The sequence below is a fragment of the Streptomyces sp. NPDC029014 genome, from assembly GCF_055564695.1.
In genome coordinates, this window is the sequence record NZ_JBVHVT010000032.1 from 1 (window position 1) to 22,737 (window position 22,737).

Here is a 22,737-nt window from a genome sequence, read left to right on the forward strand (position 1 = left end):
ACCCACCTTCGTACTCCCTTCCCCCCCCCCCCCCCCCCCCCTCCCCCCCCCCCCCCCCCCCCCCCCCCCCCCCCGACCCGTATGCGGGTGGCCGGCCGTGCCGTTCACGGCGGGGCCGGCGGCCGTCAGTGGTGGGGCCAGGCCACGGCTGCGGGGGACCGGTCGGCGGAGCCGGCGTATTCGGCGCAGGCGTCCGTGAGGGTGCCCAGCAGGGTGAGTGGATCCGGCAGGGGGTGTTCCATCCCGCGGACCCAGCTCACCGCATGGTCGCCCGGCAGGGCCGCCGGCGGTACCAGTACGTAGCTGCCGCGGCAGTGCCACCGCAGCCCGGGGTGCTCGTCCATCGTCTCGGGGTGGCAGTCCAGCTCGCACGGCCACCACTCGTCCTCGTCTTCGGGGGTGCCGCGGGTCGCGGTGAAGAAGAGCATCCGGGCCTGGTCGCCGGTGCCGCCGGACTCGGCGACGGGGCCGACGTCGACGCCGGCTTCGAGGAGGCGGTCCAGGGCGCGGGTTCCGGCCTCCAGCGGGACGTCCAGTACGTCGTGGAGCATTCCGGTCGCGGTGATGAAGTTGGCCTGGGGCTGGTTGCGGGCCCAGCGCTCGATCTGCGCGCGGTCGGTGGTCGACTGGGTCTGCCAGGCGAAGGAGAGGGGGTGCCGCGCGGGGGTGGGACAGCCGATGCGGTCACAGGAGCAGCGGTAGCCGGCGGGGTGGGCGGCGGGGGCGAGCGGCAGGCCGGCGGCGGCGACCGACAGCAGCAGCGCTTCGCGTGCCAGGGCGGGGTCTTCGGGCGAGGGTTTCGGGCGCCGGCGCAACCACTGCGAAATCCTGCTCTGCTCGCCGCGTTTGACGCGGTCGGACTTGGACCCCATCTATCCCCTCACCTCACCGTTGGCCACCGGCAGACCCTCACATCGTCCCACCATCCTGAGGTCCGGGTGACCGCTCTCCCCAACCGGGGGGTGGGGGTGAAGCATGTGCGAACGGCAGCCGAACGGACGGAAAATACCCATATGGCTGGAGAAAAGGGGCGTTTGTGTCGGTCGATCGCGACCTGGTGGGGCTGCGGTGACCTTCGCCACCCCGGCCGCCGTGGAGGGCGGGGTCAGGCGCGGGCCCCCGAGAGGACCGCGTCCACGAGGGCGTCCGCGTACGCGTGGGTCAGCGGCGCGGTGCGCATGAGCCAGCGGTAGGTGAGCGGTCCGACGAGCATCTCCACCGTCAGGCGGAGGTCCGCGTCGGCGGCGAGCTGGCCGGCCTCCTGGGCGGTGCGCAGCCGTGCCTCGTACAGCGCGAGCTGCGGTTCCAGGAGCTGTTCGGTGAAGCGGGCGCCGAGCTCGGGGTCGGTGGCCCCGGCGGCGGTGAGGGCGCGGGCGGGGGCTGCGTACTTCTCGTCGTTGAACTCGTCCACGGTGGCGCGCAGTACGTACTTCAGGTCGGCGGCGAGGTCCCCGGTGTCGGGGAAGCCGGCCCAGCCGCCCTCGGTCTCGGCGTCCCCGGCGAGGGCGAGCGAGGCGTCCAGCAGGACCGCGGCCTTCGACGGCCACCACCGGTAGATCGTCTGCTTGCCGACGCCGGCGCGGGCGGCGATCGCCTCGACGGTCAGCTTGTTGTAGCCGACCTCTCCGACCAGCGCGAGGGCCGCGTCGAGGATGGCCTGCCGCGAGCGGTCGCTGCGGCGGCTGGCGTCGGGGGCCTTCGTGTCCGGTTTCCTACTGCTCATTCGGCCAAATTACCAATCGATACATCTCGTCTTTGAGTCATTCCGCGAACCACCCGGACAGTTCACTGCACGGTCTCCCCGGGGGAGGGACGATTCTCTCCACAAGCCCGTGAGTCGTGAGGAGCCTTCTTTGCGCAGAGACGCCACACCCCGGCGCTACCTGATGTGCCCACCGGCACACTTCCAGGTCACGTACTCCATCAACCCGTGGATGGATCCCACGAAACCGGTGGACCTGCCCCTCGCACAGGCCCAGTGGGAAGACCTCAGGGACCGCTACCTCTCCCTCGGCCACACCGTCGAGACGCTCGAACCGGACCCGGCACTGCCCGACATGGTGTTCGCCGCGAACGGCGCCCTCGTCATCGACGGCCGGGTGCTCGGTGCCCGGTTCGCCCACCCGGAGCGGGCGCCCGAGGCGCGGATCCACCTCGACTGGTTCCGCTCCCACGGTTTCCGGGACGTCCGCGAGCCCGCGCACGTCAACGAGGGCGAGGGCGACTTCGCCGTCACCGCCAGCTGGATCCTGGCCGGGCGCGGCTTCCGCTCCAGTCCGCTCTCGCACGACGAGGCCCAGGAGTTCTTCGGCCGCCCGGTGATCGGCCTGGACCTCGTGGACCCGCGCTACTACCACCTGGACACCGCGCTGTGCGTGCTGGACGGCGACGAGGTGATGTACCACCCGGAGGCGTTCTCGCCGGGCAGCCGCGCGGTGCTGCGGCGGCTGTTCCCGGACGCGCTGCTCGCCGACCACCGGGACGCGGCCGCGCTCGGCCTGAACGCGGTGTCCGACGGCCGCCACGTCCTGCTCCCGCAGGCGGCGACCGGGCTGCTGGAGCCCCTGCGCGACCGCGGGTTCGAGCCGGTCCCGATGGACCTCGGGGAGCTGCTCAAGGGCGGCGGCAGCGTGAAGTGCTGCACCCAGGAGCTCCGGATGTAGCGGACGTTGACGTGGTCCCGGACGAGGTCGGCGGTCGGCGGTCGGCGGCGCGGGGGTTACGGGGCCGTGGGGTCGGCCGGGGGCCACTCCTGGCCCCACTCCGCGTCCCGGGCCGCCTTGTACAGGTCGCCGTGGCGCTTGGTCACGGTGGACCGGGACAGCCCCTCGTCCTGCGGGCCGCACAGGTCCAGCAGGACGAGCCCCTTCCGGATCTGCGGCCTGCGCGTGATCCGGAAGGGGGCCGGCGCCGCCGGGAACCGGGTGGCGGCCACGTAGCTGAACTTCTCGTCCTCGTACGCCAGCGAGCCGCCCTTGACCTGCCGGTGCAGGGAGGACCGGCTGACCCGCGCCGAGAAGTGGCACCAGTCCTGCCCGACCTCGATCGGGCAGGTCCCGTCGTGCGGGCAGGGTGCGGCGACCCGCAGCCCGGCCCCGATCAGCTGGTCCCGGGCCTCACGGATGCGCAGGTACCCGTCGGGCGTGCCGGGCTCGATCAGGACCACGGCCTGCCCGGCCCGGGCGGCTTCGTCGACGACGGCCCGGCGGGCTTCGGGCGTCAGCTCGCCCAGGACGTACGACACGGTCACCAGATCGGCCTCGGGCAGGGTGATCCCGGAGCCGATGACGGCCCGCCGCCACTCGGCGGAGCGCAGCACCGCCGAGCCGGAGGCCCCGGCCAGTTCCTTACCGAGGGCGAGGGCGGGCTCCGCCCAGTCCAGGACGGTGGTCGTGCGCGGGCCGTCCCAGGTGGCGTCCACCGCCCAGGTCGCCGCGCCGGTGCCGCCGCCCACGTCGACGTGCGAGGCCGGGGCCCACTGCGGGGCGGCCCCGGCGAGTCCGGCGAGCGCGCCGCGGACGGCCTCGAAGGTGGCCGGCATCCGGTACGCCGCGTACGCCGCCACGTCGGACCGGTCCCGCAGGACGGGCGCGTCGGTGGGGGTGCGCCCCCGGTAGTTGGCGATCAGCCGCTCGACGGCGGCCGCGGCCTGCTTCGGCGGGAGCCCGTCGAGCAGTCCGGCCAGTGCGGACCGCAGGGATTCGGCGGTGGTGGGGGCGGAGGCGTTCACCTGCGAAGTTTACGGCGCTCCGGGCACCGGCCTCACGCCCCGTCCGCCGGCTCCCGCTGCTGCCAGGGGCGGCTCATGCCGAGGAGACAGGCCAGCGCGAGCAGCGCGCACGCGACCTGGACCACCGCCATCGGCACGGCCGTGTCCTCGCCGGCGATCCCGACCAGCGGGGAGGCGACCGCGCCCACCAGGAACGAGGCGGTGCCGAGCAGCGCCGAGGCGGAGCCGGCGGCGTGCGGGGTGCGCATCAGGGCGAGGGCGTTGGTGTTCGGCAGGACCATGCCCATCGCCGTGACCAGGACGAACAGCGCGGCGGCGACCGGGACCAGACCGACGGGCCCGAACACCCCGGTGGACATCAGCAGCAGCGCCACGGCGGCGGCGCTGACGACGGTGAGCCCGCCGGCCAGCACCCGGTCCAGGCTGACCCGGCCGACCAGCAGTTTGCCGTTGACCTGCCCGGCGAGGATCAGGCCGACCGAGTTCAGGCCGAACAGCAGGCTGAACGTCTGCGCGGACGCCCCGTATATCTCCTGCACCACGAAGGGCGAGGCGGATATGTACGAGAAGAGGGTGGCGAAGGCGAAGCCGCCGGCCAGGGTGTAGCCGGCGAAGACGCGGTCGGCGAGCAGCCCGCGCATGGTGCGCAGCGCGTGGCCCACGCCGCCGGTGTGCCGCCGGGCGGGCGGCAGGGTCTCGTCGAGGCTGCGCCAGGCCACCAGGGTCAGGAGGAGTCCGACGGCGGCGAGGACGACGAAGATCCCGCGCCAGTCGGCGAACAGCAGTACCTGGGCGCCGATCAGGGGGGCGACGATCGGTGCGACACCGGATATGAGCATCAGCGTGGAGAAGAAGCGGGCCATCTCGACGCCGTCGTAGAGGTCGCGGACGACGGCGCGGGCGATGACGATCCCGGCCGATCCGGCCAGGCCCTGGAGCAGGCGGAAGCCGATGAGCAGTTCGGCGCTGGGCGCGAGGGCGCAGACCGCGGTGGCGAGGGCGTAGAGGACCATGCCGGTCAGCAGGGGGCGGCGGCGCCCCCACTTGTCGCTCATCGGGCCGATGACGAGCTGGCCCACCGCCATGCCGGCGAGGCAGGCGGTGAGGGTGAGCTGGATGGTGGCGGCCGGACTGGACAGGGCGGAGGCGACCTGCGGCAGGGCCGGCAGGTACATGTCCATGGACAGCGGGGGGAGGGCGCTGAGGCCGCCGAGGACGAGGACGACGAGCAGTCCGGTGCGGCGCGCGGCCGTGGTCGGCGGGGCGGAAGCGGGCGGGGCAGCGGAGGACGTCGGGGTCGACGGCTCGGGCGCAGAGGCCGTCGCGGGGCCTGTCTCCGGCATGCGGGACTCCTGTCTCTTTCGTCGTTTTTTCACACCCCTGACCGCCCCATGCTCTCAGCTGGCGGAACGTCCGTGGACGCCCGCGGCAGGTGACGTACCCTGCGGGCCCATGGACGCAAGTGGGAAGAAGACCGCCGTCGTCACCGGGGCAGGCTCCGGCATCGGCCGTTCCGTCGCCCTGGCCCTCGCGGGCGCCGGCTGGTCGGTGGCCGTCGCAGGGCGCCGCAGCGAACCGCTCCGGGAGACGGCCGCGGCGGCCGCGGCGGACCGGCCCGGCGCGGACGTGCTGTGCGTACCGGCGGACGTCAGCGATCCGGACGACGTCGCCGCTCTCTTCGCGGCGGCGCGCGAACGGTACGGCCGGCTCGACCTGCTGTTCAACAACGCGGGCACCTTCGGCCCCGGCGGCGTCCCGCTGGAGGACCTCCCCCACGAGGCCTGGCGCTCGGTGGTCGACGTCAACCTCACCGGGGCGTTCCTGTGCGCGCAGGCGGCCTTCCGGCAGATGAAGGAGCAGGACCCGCAGGGCGGCCGGATCATCAACAACGGCTCCATCTCCGCGCACGTGCCGCGCCCGCACTCGATCGCGTACACGGCGACCAAGCACGCCGTGACGGGGCTGACCAAGTCGCTGTCGCTGGACGGGCGCCCGTACCGGATCGCCTGCGGCCAGATCGACATCGGCAACGCGGCGACCGAGATGACCGAGCGGATGCAGCAGGGCATCCTCCAGCCCAACGGGCAGCTGGCGGTGGAGCCGGTAATGGACGCGGCCGACGTCGCCCGCACCGTCCTGCACATGGCAGAGCTGCCGCTGGAGGCGAACGTGCAGTTCGCGACGGTGATGGCGACGGCGATGCCGTACATCGGGCGCGGCTGAGCAGCAGCCGGCGAGGGGCGCCGGGACGGCAGGGCAGGGGCGCCGGGCGCAGCCGGGAACGGGCTGCCGGGCACGACCGGGAATGGCCGGGCCCCGGACCGGGTTGGGGCGGACATGACGACCGAGGTACTGCGCTACACCGCCTTCTCCGACGACCCGGCCGGCGGCAACCCCGCCGGGGTCGTGCTCGACGCGCTCGCCCTGGACGACGCCGCCATGCTCCGGATCGCGGCCGAACTCGGCTACAGCGAGACGGCGTTCCTGACCGATCCGCCGCCCGGGCTGGACGGCGCGCCCGGCCGGGCGTTCACCCTGCGCTTCTTCAGCCCCAAGGCGGAGGTGTCCTTCTGCGGGCACGCCACGGTGGCCGCCTCCGTGGCCCTCGCGGAGCGGATCGGCCCGGGCGAGCTGGTCTTCGCCACGCCCGCCGGCACCGTCCCCGTCTCGGTGGCCGACACCGACGGCGGGGGGCTGCGGGCCGTCCTGACCAGCGTCGAGCCGCACACCGAGGAGATCGCGGACGCCGACCTCGCCGAGGCGCTCGCCGCCCTGGACTGGCCGGAGGCCGACCTCGACCCGCAGTTCCCGCCCCGCATCGCCTTCGCCGGGGCCCGCCACCTGGTGCTCGGCGCGGCCACCCGGGCCCGCCTCGCGGACCTCGACTACGACTTCGCCCGGCTGGAGGCGCTGATGCGGCGCCTGGACCTGACCACCGTCCAGCTCGTGCACCGGGCGGGCGCCGACACCTTCCACGTCCGCGACCCGTTCCCGGTCGGCGGCGTCGTCGAGGACCCCGCCACGGGAGCGGCGGCCGCGGCCTTCGGGGCGTACGCCCGCGAGCTCGGGCTCGTCCCCGAGGAGGCCGTGCTCACCCTCCACCAGGGCGAGGACATGGGCCGCCCGGGGCTCCTCACGGTGGAACTGCGCGCGGGCGACCCGCGGGTGCGGGTCGGCGGCGCCGGCGTCCGGATCCCCGGATGAGGATCGTCAGCCACCCCGAGGCGGAGCTGCCCGCGCAGCTCGCGGCCCAGGTCAGCGAACTGGAGGAGCAGGCCTGGCCCGGCCACCGCCACGGCCACGACCCCGAGCTCGCCCCGCTGATGATGCTGCTGCTGGACGCCGACGGGACGGTGGCCGCCTCCCTGGCGCTGCTGTACAAGCCGGTCCGGCACGCGGGGCGCACGTACCGCGCGGCCGGGCTGAGCGCGGTGGTGACCCGGGAGACGGACCGGGGCCGCGGCCACGGCGGCCGGCTGGTGGCCGGGGCCCGGGCGGCTCTGGCCGCCGACCCGGCGGTGGACGTGGTCCTGTTCAGCTGCGACCGGCCGCTGGCCCGGTTCTACGAGGCGGCCGGCTTCACCCGGCTGCCCGGCGCGGTCCTGGTGGGCGGCACGCCCGAGGAGCCGCTGGCCACCGACGACCCCGGGTTCGACAAGGAGGTCCTCGGGGACTTCCCGGCCGGGCGCGCCGAGGCCGCCGCCTTCGCGGGGACCCGGATCGCCCTGTACCCGGGGCTCGTCGACCGCCTCTGGTGAGACCCCCGCGGCGGTACGCCCGTCGCGCCCGCCCGCCCGTCCGTCCGTACGCGTACGGCCATGCGGAAGGGCCCCGGACACACGGTCCGGGGCCCCTTCGCACGTACGGGCGGCGCCGTCTACGCGCCGGGCTGCGCCTCCGCGGCCGGGGCAGCGGCCTGCGCGGGCTGCGGCCGGCGCCCCGCGCCCTGCGCGAGGAAGAGGGCCAGCGTGGGAACGAGGTAGAGGACCCACACCCCGAGCTGGAGCCAGGTCGGGTCCGGCTGGAAGTTGAACGTGCCCTTCAGCAGGGTCCCGTACCAGCTGTCCGGCGGGATGGTCCCGCTGATGTCGAAGGCCTTGTTCACCAGGCCGGGCAGGAACTCGGCCTCCTGGAGGTCGTGCACGCCGTACGCGAGCACGCCCGCGGCGACCACGACGAGCATCGCGCCCGTCCAGGTGAAGAACTTCGACAGGTTGATCCGCAGCGCGCCCCGGTAGAACAGCCAGCCCAACAGGACCGACGTGCCGAGGCCCAGCAGGACGCCGATCAGCGGCGCGGAGCCGTCCCCGGCGGCGTGCACGGACCGCCACACGAACAGCGAGGTCTCCAGCCCCTCGCGGCCGACGGCCAGGAACGCCGTCGCCACCAGGGCGCCGGTGCCCATGGCCAGGGCCGCGTCGAGCTTGCCGTGGAGCTCGGCCTTCAGGTGCCGCGCGGTGCGCTTCATCCAGAAGACCATCCACGTCACCAGGCCGACCGCGACGATCGACAGGCTGCCGCCGATCGCCTCCTGCGCCTGGAACGTCAGCTCCGAGGTGCCGAATTCGAGCGCGGCCCCGAAGGCCAGGCTGATCGCGGCCGCGAGGCCCACGCCCAGCCACAGCGGCGGCAGCTTGTCCCGGTTGTCGGTTTTGACCAGGTACGCGATGAGGATGCAGACGACCAGGCTGGCCTCCAGCCCCTCGCGCAGGCCGATCAGATAGTTGCTGAACACGTCGTTCTCCTCGTGTGCGGACCCGTCAGGCGAACAGGGCCCGGCCCCACCAGTCGTCCTTGTCGTGGACGCCCGGCGGGACGGCGAAGATCGCCGAACCCACGTGCTGGATGTACTCGTTGAGGACGTCGGACTTCGCCAGCTGGCGCTGGATCGGTATGAAGCCCTTGCGGACGTCGCGCTGGTAGGCGATGAAGAACAGGCCCGCGTCCAGCCGGCCCAGCCCGTCCGTGCCGTCGGTGAAGCTGTAGCCGCGGCGCAGGATCGTCGCCCCGTTGTTGCTGTCGGGGTGCGCGAGGCGGACGTGCGCCTCCGGCTTCATCGCCTTCAGGAACGGCTCGTCGCGCTCCTTCGACTTGCCGACCGCCGCACCCTCGCCCTTGTCGCGGCCGAAGATGTCCTCCTGCTCCTGCAGGGGGGTGCGGTCCCAGGTCTCGATGTTCATCCGGATGCGGCGGGCGACCAGGTACGAGCCGCCCGTCATCCAGGCGCTGCCGTCCTCCGCGCCGACCCACACGTGCTTGTCGAGGGCCGCCTTGTCGGTCCCGGCGATGTTCCGGGTGCCGTCCTTGAAGCCCATCATGTTGCGCGGGGTCTGCTCGTCCGGGGTGGTCGAGGAGGTCTTGCCGAAGCCGAGCTGCGACCAGCGCATCGCGACCTTGCCGAAGCCGATGCGGGCGAGCTGGCGGATGGCGTGCACGGCGACCTGCGGGTCGTCGGCGCAGGCCTGGACGCACAGGTCGCCGCCGGAGCGGGCCGGGTCCAGGTTGTCGCCGGGGAACAGCTCCAGGTCCACCAGGGCCTCCGGGCGCTTGCCCTCCAGGCCGAAGCGGTCCTTGGCGAACAGGCCCGGGCCGAAGCCGACCGTCAGCGTCAGCCGGGACGGCTTGAGGCCGAGGGCCTCGCCGGTGTCGGTCGGCGGCGCCTCGGGCAGGCCCTCGTAGGCGTCGCCGACGGGCCGGCCGGCCGTCATCAGGCGGGCCGCCTCGGTCCAGTCCTTGAGCAGCTTCACCAGCTCGGCGCGGTCCTTCGTCTTCACGTCGAACGCCGCGAAGTGCAGGCGGTCCTGGACCGCGCTGGCGATACCCGCCTGGTGCGCGCCGTGGAAGGGCACCGCACCGCCGGCGGAGGCCGCCGGCGCCAGGTCGGAGGAGGGGACGAAGGCCGCCGCCGCACCGCCGGCCGCGGCGGCGCCGAGCGTCAGCCCGGCCCCGCCCCAGCCGAGCACGGAGCGCCGCGAGGGGCGGCCGGCCTGGGCCGGCACAGATTCAGTCATTCCGGGTTCTCCCGCCTGCTGTTGACCGTTGCCGGATTACTTGGCGACCGCGGCGGCCAGCTTCGAGAGCGGCTCGGCCAGCGCGTTGACGCCGTCCGACAGCTCCTTGCGCTCGGTCTCGCCGACCTTGTCGTAGGAGGTGAACTCGTAGGTGTTCTTGTCCGCACGGTACTTGTCCAGCAGCGCGTTCAGTGCGGCGAACTGGGTGTCGAGCTGCTTGGCGAGCTCGGCGTCGTTCTTCGAGGCGACCGGCTTCAGCAGCTCGTACGCCTTCTGCGCGCCCTCGACGTTGGCCTTGAAGTCGACCAGGTCGGTGTGGCTGTAGCGCTCCTCCTCGCCCGTCACCTTGCCGGTCGCGACCTCGTCGAGGAGCTCCTTGGCGCCGTTGGCGATGGAGGTGGGGGTGATCTCCGCCTGGCCGACCTTCTTCTGCCAGTCGGTCAGGTCGGTGATCAGCTGGTCGGCGAGCTTCTTCTCCTCGTCGCCGATCTTGCCGTCGGCCCACAGCGACTTCTCCAGGCGGTGCCAGCCGGTCCAGTCCTTCGCCGGGTCCTGGCCGGCCTCCAGGCCGTCCTCGCGGACGTCGACCTTCGGGTCGATGTCGCCGAAGGACTCGGCGACCGGCTCGGTGCGCTCCCAGCCGATGCGGGAAGCGGCGTACGCCTTCTTCGCGGCCTCCAGGTCGCCGGCCTTGACCGCGTCCGCGAACGTCTTGGCCGCGGGGAGGGTCTCGTCGGCCTGCTCCTGCACGTACTTGCGGTAGCCGGCGACCGCGGCGTCCAGCTCGGGGCTGCGCTTCTCGGCGGTGCCGTTGCCGGTGGCCTTGACCTTCTGGCGGATGCCGTCGCCCTTCATGCCGGGCTTGCAGGCGATCTCGTAGTCGCCTGCCTTCATCTCGGCGGTGATGGTGGCCTTGGTGCCCGGGCCGATGTTCTCGCGCTCGGTGACGATCCGGTCGTCCGGGAAGAGGACGTACAGCTCGGTGACCTTCGAGCCCTTGTTCTCGACCTCGATCGTGACCTTGCCGGCCGGGAACTCGGTCGCGGAGACCTCGCACGCGGTGTCGGAGGCGGCGACCTTGACGGCCTTGCCGTCTGCCGACCCGCCCTTCTCGGCGCAGCCGGTGACGGCCGTCAGCGCGGCCACGGCGGCAGCCGCGGTGAGGACGGTGAGGCGGGCGGGACGCATGGGGGGCTCCTGGTGTCGAGGGTCGGCGGACGGCGTGCGGCAGACGGCCGCCCCACGGGTGGGACGGCCGGAGAGGCGGACCTAACTTAGCTGAGCCTTACTTGACCCATACCCGTCCGTCCAGTGATCTGACGCACACCTTTCGGCTCCGGACACGGAGCCGTCACGGAGGCCCCACGGGGACCCCATGGGAGGGTCAAGCGGAAGTCAAACCGAGGTGACTCTCCGGTAATGCGGTCGGGTCCGCACCGCGGACGGGGACCACAAGCGGAATCCCAGATCGCGGATGTGGCAGGACCTCCACGGGCTGCCGGTAGACCCGGCCGAGCAGATCCGCGCGCAGCACGTCGGCCGGCGGCCCGTCCGCGGCGATCCGCCCGGCGTCGAGGACGGCGATGCGGTCGGCGTAGGCCGCGGCGAGGCCCAGGTCGTGCAGGACCGCGACCACCGCGTCCCCGGCCGCCGCCCGCTCCCGGCAGATCCGCAGCACTAGCTCCTGGTGGCGCAGGTCGAGGGCCGCCGTCGGCTCGTCGAGCAGGAGCAGCGGGGCCTGTTGGGCCAGCGCCCGGGCCAGTGCCACCCGGGCCCGTTCTCCGCCGGACAGGGCGGTGAAGGAGCGGTCGGCGAAAACCGACACCTCCGTGGCGGCCATCGCCCGGGCCACGGCCTCCTCGTCGTCCCCGGCGTCGGCGGGGCCGGTGCCGGCCCAGGGCGCGCGGCCCATCCGTACGACCTCCACCACGGTGAACGGGAAGGAGAGCTCCGCGGCCTGGGGGAGCACGGCCCGGCGCAGGGCCAGCTCCGGGGCCGTCCACTCGCCCGCCGGACGCCCGTCGATCCGTACGGTGCCCGCGGCGGCGGGCAGGTCGGCGGCGAGCGCGGCGAGCAGCGTGGACTTGCCGGCGCCGTTCGGGCCGACCAGGGCCAGCACCTCCCCGGCCGGGGCCGCCAGGTCGATCCCGGCGAGGACCGGGCGCCCGCCGAGGCGGACGTGCAGGCCGGCGGCCTCGGCGACGGTGGTGCCCGCGGGGCGGCGTTCGGGAACGGTGCGCCGGCGGCGCCGCAGGAAGCGGAAGCCGGCCGGTGCAGTGGCGGCGGTCATGCCCAGCCTCCTTGCCTACGACGGGTGCGGCGCAGCAGCCAGAAGAAGAACGGGCTGCCGATCAGCGCGGTGAGCACCCCGAGCGGCAGCTCCGCCGGGGCGGCCACGGTCCGGGCGGCGAGGTCGCCGGCGAGCAGCACCGCCGCACCGGCCAGGGCGCTGCCGGGGACCAGGAAGCGGTGGCCGGGGCCGTTCGCCATGCGCAGCAGGTGCGGGACGAGCAGCCCGACGAAGGTGATGACGCCGGCCACTGCGACGGCGGCCGCGGTCAGCAGGGCGACGACGACGATGAGCGTGAGCCGCAGCCGCTCCACGTCCACGCCCAGGTGACGGGCGGACCGTTCGCCGAGGGAGAGGAGGTCCAGCCGGCGGGCGTAGCAGGGGGCGAGGACCAGTCCGGCGGCGGCGCAGGGCAGGACGGCCAGCACCTTCGGCCAGGTGGCCTGGGCGAGGGAGCCGAGCTGCCAGAAGGTGATCTGGTTGACCTGGCCGCTGTCCGCGACGAAGACGAACAGGCCGATGAGGGCGCCCGCGAAGGCGTTGACGGCGATGCCGGTGAGGACGAGGGTGACGACCTCGGTCCGGCCGCCGGTCCGCGACAGCAGGTACACGGCGCCGACCGTGATCAGGCCGGCGGTGAACGCGCAGGCGGTGACGGTCCAGTTGCCGAGGAAGCCGAGGCCGAGGCCGATGGCGGCGACCGCGCCGACGGCGGCGCCCGCCGAGATGCCGATGACGCCGGGCTCGGCGAGCGGATTGCCGAACACCCCCTGCATCAGGGCTCCCGCGCAGCCCAGGCTGGCCCCGACGAGCAGGGCGAGGGCGACGCGGGGGAGGCGTACGTTCCACAGCACGCTCTCGCCGACCCGGTCGAGCGGGGTCCCGCCGAGGCCCAGGTGGTGCCGGAGGGAGCCGAGGACGTCCCCGAGCGGGATCTCGTACGCCCCGACGCCGGCGGAGACGAGCGCGAGCAGGACGAGCACGGCGCCGAGCCCGGCGACCAGCCGGCCGCCCCGGCGGCCCGGGGCGCCCCGGGCCCGGCGGCCGGGGACGGCGGTGGCAGCGGGTTCGGCGCCGGCGGTCGCGGTGGCGGTCGAGGTCGCGGTCACGGACCCGGGTGCGGGTGCGGGTGCGGGTGCGGGTGTGGGGGCCGGTGTGGGTGCGGCCGTGGGGGCCGCCGTCCCGGCGGCGGGTTCCGTGGTGCGGTCGCCCATGTCAGGCCTTGCCGTAGAGCTGGGCGACGAGCGAGGCGAGCACCTGGTCGGTGCGGGGCCCGTAGTTGAGGAGGACGCCGTCGTCGATGCTGATCACGCGGCGGTCCATGCCGGCCGGGGTCTGGGCGACACCGGGGATCTTCACCAGGCCGTCCGGGCCGCCGACGGACTCCAGGCCCTTGGACATGACGAGGAGAGCGTCGGGCGCGGCGGCCGCGAGGGCCTCGCTGGTGATCGGGGTGAAGTCCTTGCCGAGGCCGGACTCCTTGCCGGTGTCGACGGCGCCCGCGGCCTCCAGCAGCGAGGACGCCCCGGAGTCGGAGCCGCCCATCAGGTACACGGAGGCGGAGCCGCGCAGGTACAGGAACGCCACCCGGGGCCGTTTCCCCGGTGCGGCGGCCTGCGCCGGCACCCCCGCCCGGGCCGCGACGATCCGCTCGGCGGTGCGCTGGTTCAGCCGCGTCCCGGCGTCCTTGACGCCCAGTGCGGCGGCCACGGCGTCGATCCTGCGGGGTACGTCGTCCAGGGACTTGGCCGGGGCCACCACCAGCAGCGGGATGCCCGCGTCGCGGATCTGCCGGACGGCCTCGGCGGAGCCGGTGGTGGTCTCGGCCAGCACCAGCGTGGGGCGCAGGGACAGCACGCTCTCGGCGGAGACCTCGTGACCCCGGGTCACCACGGGGAGCTGCGAGGCCTGTTCGAAGGTGGCGGTGATGTCGCGGGCGACGACCCGGGGGCCGAGGCCGAGGGTGTGGACGATCTCGTTGAGGCTGCCGGTCAGCGGCACCACGCGGTCGGCGGACGCGACCGTCACCGGGCTGCCGTCGGCCGAGGGCACGGTCACCGGGAGGGCGGGCACCGGGGCGGGGGAGAGGGGCTCCACCCGGTCCGGGGGCGCGGCGGCGCTGCGGGCGGAGGGGCCCGCGCCGGGCGGGTCCGTGTGCGCGCAGCCGGTGACGGCGGCGGCCGTCGCCAGGGCGCAGAAGGCGAGGGCGAAGCGGCCGAGGGCGAGCCGGCCGAACGCGAGGTGGCCGCGGGCGGGACGGCGGCCGCGGGGGCGACCCCCTGGGGAGCGGCGGGTGGGGCGGGGGGCTGCCGCGGCGGGCGTAGGCACGAAGGCACCGTCCTGGTCGTCCGGCTGATGGTCCGTCGGGTGGAGGGGTTCCGCTCCCGATCGGGATGACTTAGGTTAGCCTAACCTTACTAAGTCGGTCCTGGAGGGGACATCGATGTCCGCACGACCCGTCCGCCCGTTCGCCGTCGCCCTCGCGGCGACCCTGGCGGCTCTGCTCGCGGCCCTGATACCCGCCGCCGGAGCCCACGCGGTGAGCCGTGCCGTGCAGGGCGGCAGGCTCGACTGGGGCATCAGATCGTCCTTCCAGGGTTACGTCACCGGCCCGGTCGCAAAAGGCGGTTTCCAGCTGAAGGGCGGAGCCGCCACGGTCGGCGGCAGCCTGTTCCGCTTCCACTCGGCCACCGGCACCTACGACCCCGACACCGGCGCCTTCGAAGCGGCCTTCAGCGGCGGCGTCGCCTTCCACGGCCACCAGAAGCCCGACGGCACCCACGAGCTGGACCTGACGATCAGCAGGCCCGTGATCCGGATCGAAGGCGGCAGCGGCACCCTCTACGCGGACGTCGTCGGCAAGGCCAAGGACACCGGCCGGGTCACCCACCTCTCCCGGGTCCCCTTCGCCACCCTCGGCCTCGGCGGCATCGACATGAGGGGCGGCGGCAGCCCGCTCGCCCTCACCAACGTCCCCGCCACCCTCACCGAGCAGGGCGCCCAGGCCTTCGCCGGCTACTACCCGGCCGGCACCCCGCTCGACCCGATCACGCTCTCCGTCGACGTCCGGTCCGCCCCGGCCGCGGCCCCCTCGCCGTCCCCGAGCGCCGCGGCCGGGGCCTCCCCCGGTGCGCAGACCCCCGCCGGGCAGGGCGCGTTCGCCGACGCGGCCGTCGACTGGGGCGTGCGGCGCACCTTCCGCGAGTACGTCACCGGCACCGTCGGCCAGGGCAAGTGGACCCTCGCCGAGGGCGCCCAGGACGGTGGGGCGCTGTTCCGCTTCCCGCAGGGCAAGGGCGCGTACGACGGCCAGAAGGGCGCCCTCGACGCCGCCTTCGCCGGCACCGTCCACTTCACCGGCGCCCACCTCGACCTCAAGCTCGGCAAGGTCGTCGTCAGGGTGGAGGGCGGCAAGGGCGTCCTCAGCGCCGACGTCACCACGGGCGGGGACACGAAGCCCGCCGTCCCGCTCGTCGAGTTCGACGCGGCCGGCCTGAAGACCGAGGGCGCGCTCGCCACCCTCACCGAGGCCCGGGCCGCCCTGACCGAGGGCGGCTCCCGGGCCTTCGGCTCCATGTACAAGGCCGGCACCGAGATGGACCCCGTCTCCCTCGCCGTCGCCCTCGACGCCACCGCCCACCTGCCCGCCCTGCCCGACCTGGGCTCCGCCCCCGCGACGCCCTCCGCCCCGCAGACGACCGCCACCCCGGCCGCAGGACCGACCGCCGCCGCGCCGCGGTCCGGCGGAGGGTCGGACGCCGGGCTGTACGCCGCCCTCGCCGCGGCCCTCCTGGTGCCGGCCGGCGGCGCCGGATGGCTGCTGGCGCTGCGGCGCCGCCACGCGCGGGCCGCCGCCGCGTCCGCGGCCGGGTCCGGCCCCGCGTCCGCGGCCGGGTCCGGCCCCGCGTCCGCGGCCGGGTCCGGCCCCGCGTCCGAGTCCGCCTCCGGTGCACAGTCGGGCCACCCCTGAGCCACCCGCCCCGCACGCCGCACACGGCTGCACGCCACCCCCCGTACCCCTCAGGAGATCCAGCCCATGTCCTCATCCACCCGCCGCCGCTCCACAGCCCTCGCGGCGGCCGTCGTCACCGCCGCCGCGCTCGGCGCCACCGTCCTCGCCCTGCCCGCCACGGCCGTGGGCGCAGCGCCCGCGCCCGCCGCACCGGCCGCCGCCGCCCCCGCCGCAGCGCCCCTGCCGATCGTGAACGGCACCCTCGACTGGGGCGTCCTGGCGCGCTACCGGGCGTACGTCACGGGCATGGCCAAGGGCACGATCACCCCGGCCGACGGAGCCGCGGCCAACGCGGACGGCACCTTCCGCTTCACCTCCGCCACCGGTGCGTACGACAAGGACGGCGGCCACGTCGTGACCGCCGCCTTCAAGGGCAGCGTCACCTTCGAGTCGACCGCCCACGGCTTCAAGGTCACCCTCGCCAACCTCCGCATCAACACGGGCACCAAGAAGCTCACCGCCGACGTCACCAAGAACGGCACGCTCACCCGTGACGTCCCGCTGGCGGACGTCGCCTTCACCGGCCCCGCGATGGACCGGCTCGCCACCACCCTCACCAAGGAGGCCGCCGACCAGCTCGGCTCCGAGCAGTACGCGGGCATGGCGGGTGACCCGCTCACCGCGGCCCTGGAGTTCGGCAGGCCCACCCCGCCGTCGTCGTCCGCGCCCTCGCCGTCCCCTTCGACGGCGCCCTCCCCGTCGGCGTCGAACGGCGGGCCCGCGCCCACCCTCGCGCCCTCGCCGGGCGGGGGCTCCCCGTCGGCGGCCGGGCCGCAGCAGCTGGTCGGCGGCCGGCTGACCTGGGGCGTGAAGGAGTCGTTCCGTACGTACGTGGTGAAGGGCGGCGGCTCCGTCACCCCGGCCGGCGGCGCGATGGCCGCGGGCAACAGCTTCTCCTTCGCCTTCGGCAAGGGCGAACTCGACGCCGTCCGGCAGAAGCTGAACGCCTCCTTCGCCGGCAGCCTCCGCTTCCAGCGGCCCGACCACCGCATCGACATGACCTTCACCAACCTGCGGGTCGACGCGGAGGGCAAGAAGGGCACCCTGGTCCTCGACGTGAAGACGCCCGAGGCGACCAAGGCGGACGTCCCCTTCGCCACCCTCGACCTGTCGAAGGCCGACTACCGCAGCAGCGGCGGGGTCCTCACCCTGGCATCCGTCCCGGCCGCCTTCACCGCCGAGGGCGCCGCCGCGATCGGCGCCCCGAGCCCCGACTACGCCGAGGGCAAGCCGGCCGACCCGGTCACCCTGTCGGTGACCGTCGACAAGGACGCCGCCCTGCCCGGCACGGCGCCCACCACGGCCGGGACCGGCGGCACGGCCGGGTCCGGCACCAGCGGCAGCACCACCACCGGATCCGGCAGCACGGTCGGCGGCGGCACCGGCGGCCCGGGTGGCGGAAAGCTCGCCGCCACCGGCGCCGAGGTCCCGGCCGGGGCGCTGCTCGCGGCCTCCGGAGCGGCCGTCGTGGCCGGCGCGGGAGCCCTGTCCCTGGCCCGCAGGCGGCGCACCGCCCGCTCCTGAGCGGGCTCTGCGCCGGACCTGACCAGGTCCTGCTCAGGACCCGACCAGGACCTGAGCAGGGCCCGGCCCTGAGTTGGGGCTTAACCGCGCCGTGTTTGAATGCCCGCGTGAACGATCTCGACGTACTCAGGGTCTTCTGTGCGGGCGACGGCCGGTTCGGCAACGTGCTCGGTGTCGTACGCGACGGCCGGGCCTGCCCCGACGACGAGGCGCGGCAGGCCCTGGCCGCCGAACTCGGCTACAGCGAGACGGTGTTCGTCGACGACCCCGAGCGCGGGGTCGTCGACATCCGTACGCCCGGCACGCGGATGTCCTTCGCGGGCCACCCGCTGGTCGGGGTCGCCTGGCTGCTGGACATCGAGGAGCTCCAGCCGCCCGCCGGCGAGGTGTGGGCCCGGTACGACGGGGAGTTCACCTGGATCACCGCCCGGCCCGAGTGGGTGGAGGGCAAGCGCACCGAGCAGTACGCGACCCCCGCCGACGTCGACGCGCTGCCCGCCCCGCCGCCGGGTGAGGGCTGGCTGTACGCGTGGGCCTGGGAGGACGAGGCCGCGGGCCGGATCCGGGCCCGCGGCTTCCCGAGGCGCCCGGACGGGATCATCGCCGAGGACGAGGCCACCGGCTCGGCGGCGGTGCTGCTGACGGCACAGCTGAACCGCGCCCTGAACATCACCCAGGGTGCGGGTTCGCAGATCCTCACCGCCCCCGGCCCGGACGGCAGCGTCGAGATCGGCGGCCGCGTCCGCTTCGACACCCCGCCCCAGGCGGGGCCGGCGTACGGCCGCATGGGCGGCCCGATGCGCTGAGCGCACGCCTCCCCCCGGCCCCGGGTCGGCGGGAGGCGTGCGTGCGTGCTCAGGCGCTGAGCGGGAACTCCTCGCTCAGCTGCCGGAAGACGGCGCCGTTGTAGTCGAAGGCGCGCTTGCACTCGTCGACGATGCGCTGCTTCTCCAGGTCGTCCGCGGCGATCGCGTCCAGCAGCTCGCGGTAGTGCCGTTTGAAGGAGGCCGGGTTGCCGATGGCCGCGAACACGTAGAACCGGACGCCGTCGCCCTTGCGCTCGAAGCCCCAGGTCCGCTCCGCCTTGTCGCGGATGATCTGGCCGCCGGAGAGGTCGCCCAGGTAGCGCGTGTAGTGGTGGGCGACGTACCCGCCGGGCCAGGTGGCCGCGCACTCGGAGATCCGGTCCGCGTACGCCTCGGTGGCGGGCAGCGCCACCAGGGTCTCCCGCCAGGACGGGCCGCGCAGGTGGGCCAGGTCGCGCTCGATCTCGGCGACGCGCATCAGCTCGGGCCGTATGAAGGGGCCCGCGACCGGGTCGTCGCGCAGGGCCTGGGCGGCATCCTCCAGGGCCCGGTACACGAACCACAGCTGCTCGGTGTAGCGCGCGTACGCGTCCACCCCGAGACGGCCGCCGAGCAGGTCGCTCATGAACGTCGAGGACTCCGCCTCGGTGTGCTGCTCGTGCGAAGCGACACGGATGACCGTGGAGAAGGCGTCCAAGACAAGACCTCCGTCGGGCGTGGATGCGGGGCACGGCGGCACGGGTGACCGCCGCGCCCCGATCCTCTAACTTAGGCTTACCTAAGTCAATGTGTTCCCGACGTGTTGTCGGTAAAACGCCCCCGGGGTCGAAACCTCGTCGGCGGGGCCCCTACGGCAGGGTGAGGATGTCGGCTCCCGTGTCCGTCACCACCAGTGTGTGCTCGAACTGCGCGGTCCGCTTCCGGTCCTTCGTGACGACGGTCCAGCCGTCCTCCCACATGTCGTACTCGTGGGTGCCCAGCGTCAGCATCGGCTCGATCGTGAAGGTCATCCCCGGCTGCATCACCGTCGTGGCGTGCGGGCTGTCGTAGTGCGGGATGATCAGGCCGGAGTGGAAGGACGAATTGATGCCGTGGCCGGTGAAGTCACGGACCACGCCGTAGCCGAACCGCTTCGCGTACGACTCGATGACCCGCCCGATGACGTTGACCTGCCGGCCCGGCTTGACCGCCTTGACGGCCCGGTTCAGCGCCTCCCGGGTGCGCTCCACCAGCAGCCGGGACTCCTCGTCCACCTCCCCGCACAGGTAGGTGGCGTTGTTGTCGCCGTGCACGCCGCCGATGTACGCGGTGACGTCCAGGTTCACGATGTCGCCGTCGCGCAGCACCGTGGAGTCGGGGATGCCGTGGCAGATGACCTCGTTGATCGAGGAGCACAGGGACTTCGGGAAGCCCCGGTAACCCAGCGTCGACGGGTAGGCGCCGTGGTCGCACATGTAGTCGTGCGCCACCCGGTCCAACGCGTCGGTGGTCACCCCGGGGGCGATCAGCTTCGCCGCCTCCTCCATCGCCTGCGCGGCGATCCGGCCGGCTTTGCGCATGGCCTCGATGGTCTCGGCCGACTGCACCTCCGGTCCGGTGTACGGGGTGGGCGCGGGCTTGCCCACGTACTCGGGCCGGCGGATGTTGCCGGGAACGGAACGGGTCGGAGAGAGCTCGCCGGGGACGAGCAGCGACTGGCCAGACATGCAAGCGAGTGTATCCAGCGGGGATGGGGCAGCATGGCGGCAGAGAACAGCGGAGACCGGCGCAGAGCGCCGCAGAGCCGGCGGCGAGAGGAGCCCGAGGACGATGGCCCTGTTCAAGAAGCGTCAGGTGGGGAAACCGGGCGAGTGGTACTACTGCCTGGTGCACCAGAAGGTCGAGGAGGGGCCCGAGTGCCCGGCGAAGGACCGTTTCGGCCCGTACGCCACCCCCGAGGAGGCCGCCCACGCCATGGAGACCGCGCAGGAACGCAACCTCGAATGGCAGAACGACCCCAAGTGGAACGACAAGTCCCGCGAGGACGACGAGGGCACGACCGCCACCTGACGGCCCTGACGGGCGGGGTGGGGCACGATCTGCCCCACCCGTCAGGCCCGCGGCCCGCGGCCGGCAACGACGCGAACCGGGCCCCGCGCCCCGCCACCCCCGGACCACCGATGCCTGTTCGATCGCCCGGGACCCGGCATTACGCTCACCCCATGACCTCCACTGACAGCACACAGAAGCCCGCCGCGAAGGACCCGTGGGACCTGCCGGACGTCTCCGGCCTCGTCGTCGGCGTCCTCGGCGGCACCGGCGACCAGGGCCGAGGCCTGGCCTACCGGCTCGCCAAGGCCGGCCAGAAGGTGATCATCGGCTCCCGCGCCGCCGACCGCGCCGCGCACGCCGCCGCCGAACTGGGCCTGGGCGTGGAGGGCGCGGACAACGCCGAATGCGCGCGCCGCAGCGACATCGTGATCATCGCGGTGCCGTGGGAGGGCCACGCGAAGACCCTGGAGGCCCTGCGCGAGGACCTCGCGGGCAAGCTCGTCGTGGACTGCGTCAACCCCCTCGGCTTCGACAAGCAGGGCGCCTACGCCCTCCAGGTCGAGGAAGGCAGCGCCGCCCAGCAGGCCGCCGCCCTCCTCCCGGACTCCCGCGTCACGGCCGCCTTCCACCACCTCTCGGCGGTCCTGCTCCAGGACGAGACGGTCGAGGAGATCGACACCGACGTGATGGTCCTCGGCGAGTCCCGCGCCGACACCGACATCGTCCAGGCCCTGGCCGGCCGCATCCCCGGCATGCGCGGCGTCTTCGCCGGCCGCCTGCGCAACGCCCACCAGGTCGAGTCCCTGGTCGCCAACCTCATCTCCGCCAACCGCCGCTACAAGGCCCACTCGGGCCTCCGCATCACCGACGTCTGAGCCTCCGGCGTCCCGCGCCGGGCCGCCGCCTCAGCCGCGGCGGCCCGGACGGCCCTCCAAACCGCCCACGTGCGCCAGCACCCCGTGGTAGAAGCGGTCCACGGCATCGTCCACGCTGCGGATGAAGCCCGACTCGGCGTTCCCCCGGGTGCTGCCCATGCCCTTGATCAGCGACAGCCGGAACCCGGTGAGCCGCGCCCCGTTGCCGGGCAGCAGGTCGCCCGGCTCCGGACGCAGCCGTTCCAAGGTGCCCCGCGGCCCGTGCCCGCTCTCGACGAGGCTCTCGACGTGCAGGTCCGCGGGAGCCTCGGCGAGCATCCGCACGAGCCGCTTCGCGGACGACAGCGGGTAGGAGCCCTCCGGCGCCGCCACCTCGGCCGACGTACGGATCTTCCCCGTCCGCAGGTCGGCGGTCACGGCGATGACACTGCTCGTACCGTCGATCCGCATCTCCGCGCAGAGCCGGCCGTCCCGGCAGAGCGCCTCGGCCGCCTCCGCCCGCCGGGCCCCGGGGTCGCTGCCGCGCCGGGCGCGCTGCACGGGCAGTGCCTTCTGCCCCAGCTCGCCGCCGACGCGCAGGCACACCTGGCGGATGAGCCGCTCCCAGCTCTCCACGACGGCGACGGCGCGCTCGTCCCCGATGCCGAGCGTCTCGTCCTCGATCCCCCTGCGCACGGGCACCCACGCCGGGCCCATGTTCTGGAAGCCATGGCAGCCGGACTGGTCGTGCCGCAAGTAGGCCAGGAGCTCCTGGAGGAGCCAGGCGTGGGCGGCGTTGCCGACGCCCTCGTGGTGGATCAGCATCTGCGCCTGGTGCGCCACCTCCGCCCACGACAGGTGCCAGAGACTCACCTTGTGCTTGCGCCGGCCGTCGATCTTGACGTCCACCACGGCCGCGCCTTCGAGGGCCACGTCGTTGGAGAGGGTGATCACGGCCTCGTAGCCGCGGCGCGCGGCGATGTCCACGTACTCCTGGACCTGCTCCTGCTTCAGCGGATTGCCGTTCGTCTTCGTTTCCAGCAGCGCCGTCCACAGCTTGCCGGCCCGCTCGACGCGGATGACGCCGTCCGGCCGCCGGGGCGTGTCGCCGTGGGGGAGGGACACCTCGGTGAAGGTCTGCATCCGGCCCGCGGGCGCGCCGAACCCGGCGGTGAGCCGGCGTCCGAACTCCGGCACCTCGGCCATCACGGACAGCAGGACCGACGTGGCGCGCACCTCCCGCTCCTTGTCGCTCTTGAGCGTCGGGGCCGGGAAAAGGCGGGCCCGGCGCCAGGAGTCGTTCTCGGCGAGCGATTTCCCGGCCACCTTCGGCAGGGTGACCTTCTTCTTCGTGGTCCGCGCGCCCCGGCCGGCCCGCTGGGCCGGGACGGCGGCGGCCGGTGGGGGGGGGGGGGGGGGGCCGTTCCCCGTCGCACTCCCAGCCGAGCCGGCGGCGGGTTGTTGGGTGCTTGGTGTGCC

The 22,737-nt window shown here is 74.1% G+C and carries 22 protein-coding genes; 9 read left to right on the plus strand and 13 right to left on the minus strand.

The window, feature by feature from the left end:
- Window positions 1-125: 125 nt before the first annotated feature.
- The gene (locus ACZ4VL_RS19020; protein ID WP_468201018.1) at window positions 126-872 is read right to left on the minus strand and encodes a bifunctional DNA primase/polymerase; all 747 of its coding nucleotides are present in this window, start codon (window positions 870-872) and stop codon (window positions 126-128) included.
- Between the two features lie 233 nt (window positions 873-1,105).
- Window positions 1,106-1,723, minus strand: a complete 618-nt coding sequence (locus tag ACZ4VL_RS19025; protein WP_468201021.1) for a TetR/AcrR family transcriptional regulator — start codon at window positions 1,721-1,723, stop codon at window positions 1,106-1,108.
- 109 nt (window positions 1,724-1,832) lie between these two features.
- On the opposite strand from ACZ4VL_RS19025, the gene ddaH reads away from it, so the two are divergent.
- Window positions 1,833-2,663 (plus strand): dimethylargininase, encoded by an 831-nt coding sequence (ddaH, locus tag ACZ4VL_RS19030; protein WP_468201024.1) that lies wholly within the window; start codon window positions 1,833-1,835, stop codon window positions 2,661-2,663.
- A gap of 56 nt (window positions 2,664-2,719) precedes the next feature.
- Here ddaH and ACZ4VL_RS19035 read toward each other — a convergent pair whose 3' ends face one another.
- A complete protein-coding gene (locus ACZ4VL_RS19035) occupies window positions 2,720-3,730 on the minus strand; it encodes a small ribosomal subunit Rsm22 family protein (RefSeq protein ID WP_468201027.1) in 1,011 nt (336 codons plus the stop codon).
- Window positions 3,731-3,762: 32 nt separating this feature from the next.
- Window positions 3,763-5,073: a Bcr/CflA family multidrug efflux MFS transporter gene (locus ACZ4VL_RS19040; protein WP_468201029.1), complete on the minus strand. Its 1,311-nt coding sequence runs from the start codon at window positions 5,071-5,073 to the stop codon at window positions 3,763-3,765.
- Between the two features lie 109 nt (window positions 5,074-5,182).
- On the opposite strand from ACZ4VL_RS19040, the gene ACZ4VL_RS19045 reads away from it, so the two are divergent.
- The 3 genes from ACZ4VL_RS19045 to ACZ4VL_RS19055 all read left to right on the plus strand — a co-directional run bounded on the left by ACZ4VL_RS19045 (window position 5,183) and on the right by ACZ4VL_RS19055 (window position 7,488).
- Window positions 5,183-5,953, plus strand: a complete 771-nt coding sequence (locus tag ACZ4VL_RS19045; RefSeq protein ID WP_468201032.1) for an SDR family oxidoreductase — start codon at window positions 5,183-5,185, stop codon at window positions 5,951-5,953.
- Window positions 5,954-6,067: 114 nt separating this feature from the next.
- Window positions 6,068-6,934, plus strand: coding sequence for a PhzF family phenazine biosynthesis protein (locus ACZ4VL_RS19050; protein WP_468201035.1), 867 nt, complete (start codon window positions 6,068-6,070; stop codon window positions 6,932-6,934).
- Window positions 6,931-7,488 (plus strand): GNAT family N-acetyltransferase, encoded by a 558-nt coding sequence (locus ACZ4VL_RS19055; protein ID WP_468201038.1) that lies wholly within the window; start codon window positions 6,931-6,933, stop codon window positions 7,486-7,488. The genes ACZ4VL_RS19050 and ACZ4VL_RS19055 overlap by 4 nt, the downstream gene beginning before the upstream one ends.
- A 119-nt stretch (window positions 7,489-7,607) precedes the next feature.
- Here the strand turns inward: ACZ4VL_RS19055 and efeU are convergent, their stop codons facing one another.
- The 6 genes from efeU to ACZ4VL_RS19085 all read right to left on the minus strand — a co-directional run bounded on the left by efeU (window position 7,608) and on the right by ACZ4VL_RS19085 (window position 14,359).
- Window positions 7,608-8,465 (minus strand): iron uptake transporter permease EfeU, encoded by an 858-nt coding sequence (efeU, locus tag ACZ4VL_RS19060; RefSeq protein WP_468201040.1) that lies wholly within the window; start codon window positions 8,463-8,465, stop codon window positions 7,608-7,610.
- A gap of 25 nt (window positions 8,466-8,490) precedes the next feature.
- On the minus strand, window positions 8,491-9,741 hold the full coding sequence (gene efeB, locus ACZ4VL_RS19065) for an iron uptake transporter deferrochelatase/peroxidase subunit (RefSeq protein WP_468201042.1): 1,251 nt from the start codon (window positions 9,739-9,741) through the stop codon (window positions 8,491-8,493).
- 36 nt (window positions 9,742-9,777) lie between these two features.
- Window positions 9,778-10,929: an iron uptake system protein EfeO gene (gene efeO, locus ACZ4VL_RS19070; RefSeq protein ID WP_468201045.1), complete on the minus strand. Its 1,152-nt coding sequence runs from the start codon at window positions 10,927-10,929 to the stop codon at window positions 9,778-9,780.
- A gap of 196 nt (window positions 10,930-11,125) precedes the next feature.
- Window positions 11,126-12,031 (minus strand): heme ABC transporter ATP-binding protein, encoded by a 906-nt coding sequence (locus tag ACZ4VL_RS19075; protein WP_468201048.1) that lies wholly within the window; start codon window positions 12,029-12,031, stop codon window positions 11,126-11,128.
- Window positions 12,028-13,245: a FecCD family ABC transporter permease gene (locus ACZ4VL_RS19080; RefSeq protein WP_468201050.1), complete on the minus strand. Its 1,218-nt coding sequence runs from the start codon at window positions 13,243-13,245 to the stop codon at window positions 12,028-12,030. The genes ACZ4VL_RS19075 and ACZ4VL_RS19080 overlap by 4 nt, the downstream gene beginning before the upstream one ends.
- Before the next feature lies 1 nt (window position 13,246).
- Window positions 13,247-14,359, minus strand: coding sequence for a heme/hemin ABC transporter substrate-binding protein (locus ACZ4VL_RS19085; RefSeq protein WP_468201053.1), 1,113 nt, complete (start codon window positions 14,357-14,359; stop codon window positions 13,247-13,249).
- Between the two features lie 115 nt (window positions 14,360-14,474).
- Between ACZ4VL_RS19085 and ACZ4VL_RS19090 the strand changes: the two genes are divergently transcribed.
- From ACZ4VL_RS19090 to ACZ4VL_RS19100, 3 genes are all read left to right on the plus strand, one after another.
- Window positions 14,475-16,001 carry an HtaA domain-containing protein gene (locus ACZ4VL_RS19090; protein WP_468201055.1) on the plus strand — a complete coding sequence of 509 codons (1,527 nt, stop codon included), beginning with the start codon at window positions 14,475-14,477 and terminating at the stop codon, window positions 15,999-16,001.
- Window positions 16,002-16,067: 66 nt separating this feature from the next.
- Complete coding sequence (locus ACZ4VL_RS19095; RefSeq protein ID WP_468201058.1) at window positions 16,068-17,567, plus strand: HtaA domain-containing protein; 1,500 nt, start codon at window positions 16,068-16,070, stop codon at window positions 17,565-17,567.
- Between the two features lie 107 nt (window positions 17,568-17,674).
- On the plus strand, window positions 17,675-18,373 hold the full coding sequence (locus ACZ4VL_RS19100) for a PhzF family phenazine biosynthesis protein (RefSeq protein WP_468201061.1): 699 nt from the start codon (window positions 17,675-17,677) through the stop codon (window positions 18,371-18,373).
- 49 nt (window positions 18,374-18,422) lie between these two features.
- Here ACZ4VL_RS19100 and ACZ4VL_RS19105 read toward each other — a convergent pair whose 3' ends face one another.
- Window positions 18,423-19,070: a biliverdin-producing heme oxygenase gene (locus ACZ4VL_RS19105; protein ID WP_468201063.1), complete on the minus strand. Its 648-nt coding sequence runs from the start codon at window positions 19,068-19,070 to the stop codon at window positions 18,423-18,425.
- Between the two features lie 151 nt (window positions 19,071-19,221).
- A complete protein-coding gene (gene map, locus ACZ4VL_RS19110) occupies window positions 19,222-20,079 on the minus strand; it encodes a type I methionyl aminopeptidase (protein ID WP_468201065.1) in 858 nt (285 codons plus the stop codon).
- 103 nt (window positions 20,080-20,182) lie between these two features.
- Between map and ACZ4VL_RS19115 the strand changes: the two genes are divergently transcribed.
- Together ACZ4VL_RS19115 and npdG are read left to right on the plus strand one after the other, a co-directional pair.
- Window positions 20,183-20,422 (plus strand): hypothetical protein, encoded by a 240-nt coding sequence (locus ACZ4VL_RS19115; RefSeq protein WP_468201067.1) that lies wholly within the window; start codon window positions 20,183-20,185, stop codon window positions 20,420-20,422.
- Between the two features lie 152 nt (window positions 20,423-20,574).
- The gene (gene npdG / locus ACZ4VL_RS19120) at window positions 20,575-21,279 is read left to right on the plus strand and encodes an NADPH-dependent F420 reductase (protein WP_361096820.1); all 705 of its coding nucleotides are present in this window, start codon (window positions 20,575-20,577) and stop codon (window positions 21,277-21,279) included.
- A 30-nt stretch (window positions 21,280-21,309) separates the two neighbouring features.
- Here npdG and ACZ4VL_RS19125 read toward each other — a convergent pair.
- Window positions 21,310-22,737, minus strand: a 1,428-nt coding sequence (locus tag ACZ4VL_RS19125; RefSeq protein ID WP_468201069.1) for a TerD family protein, incomplete at its 5' end; no start/stop codon positions are given.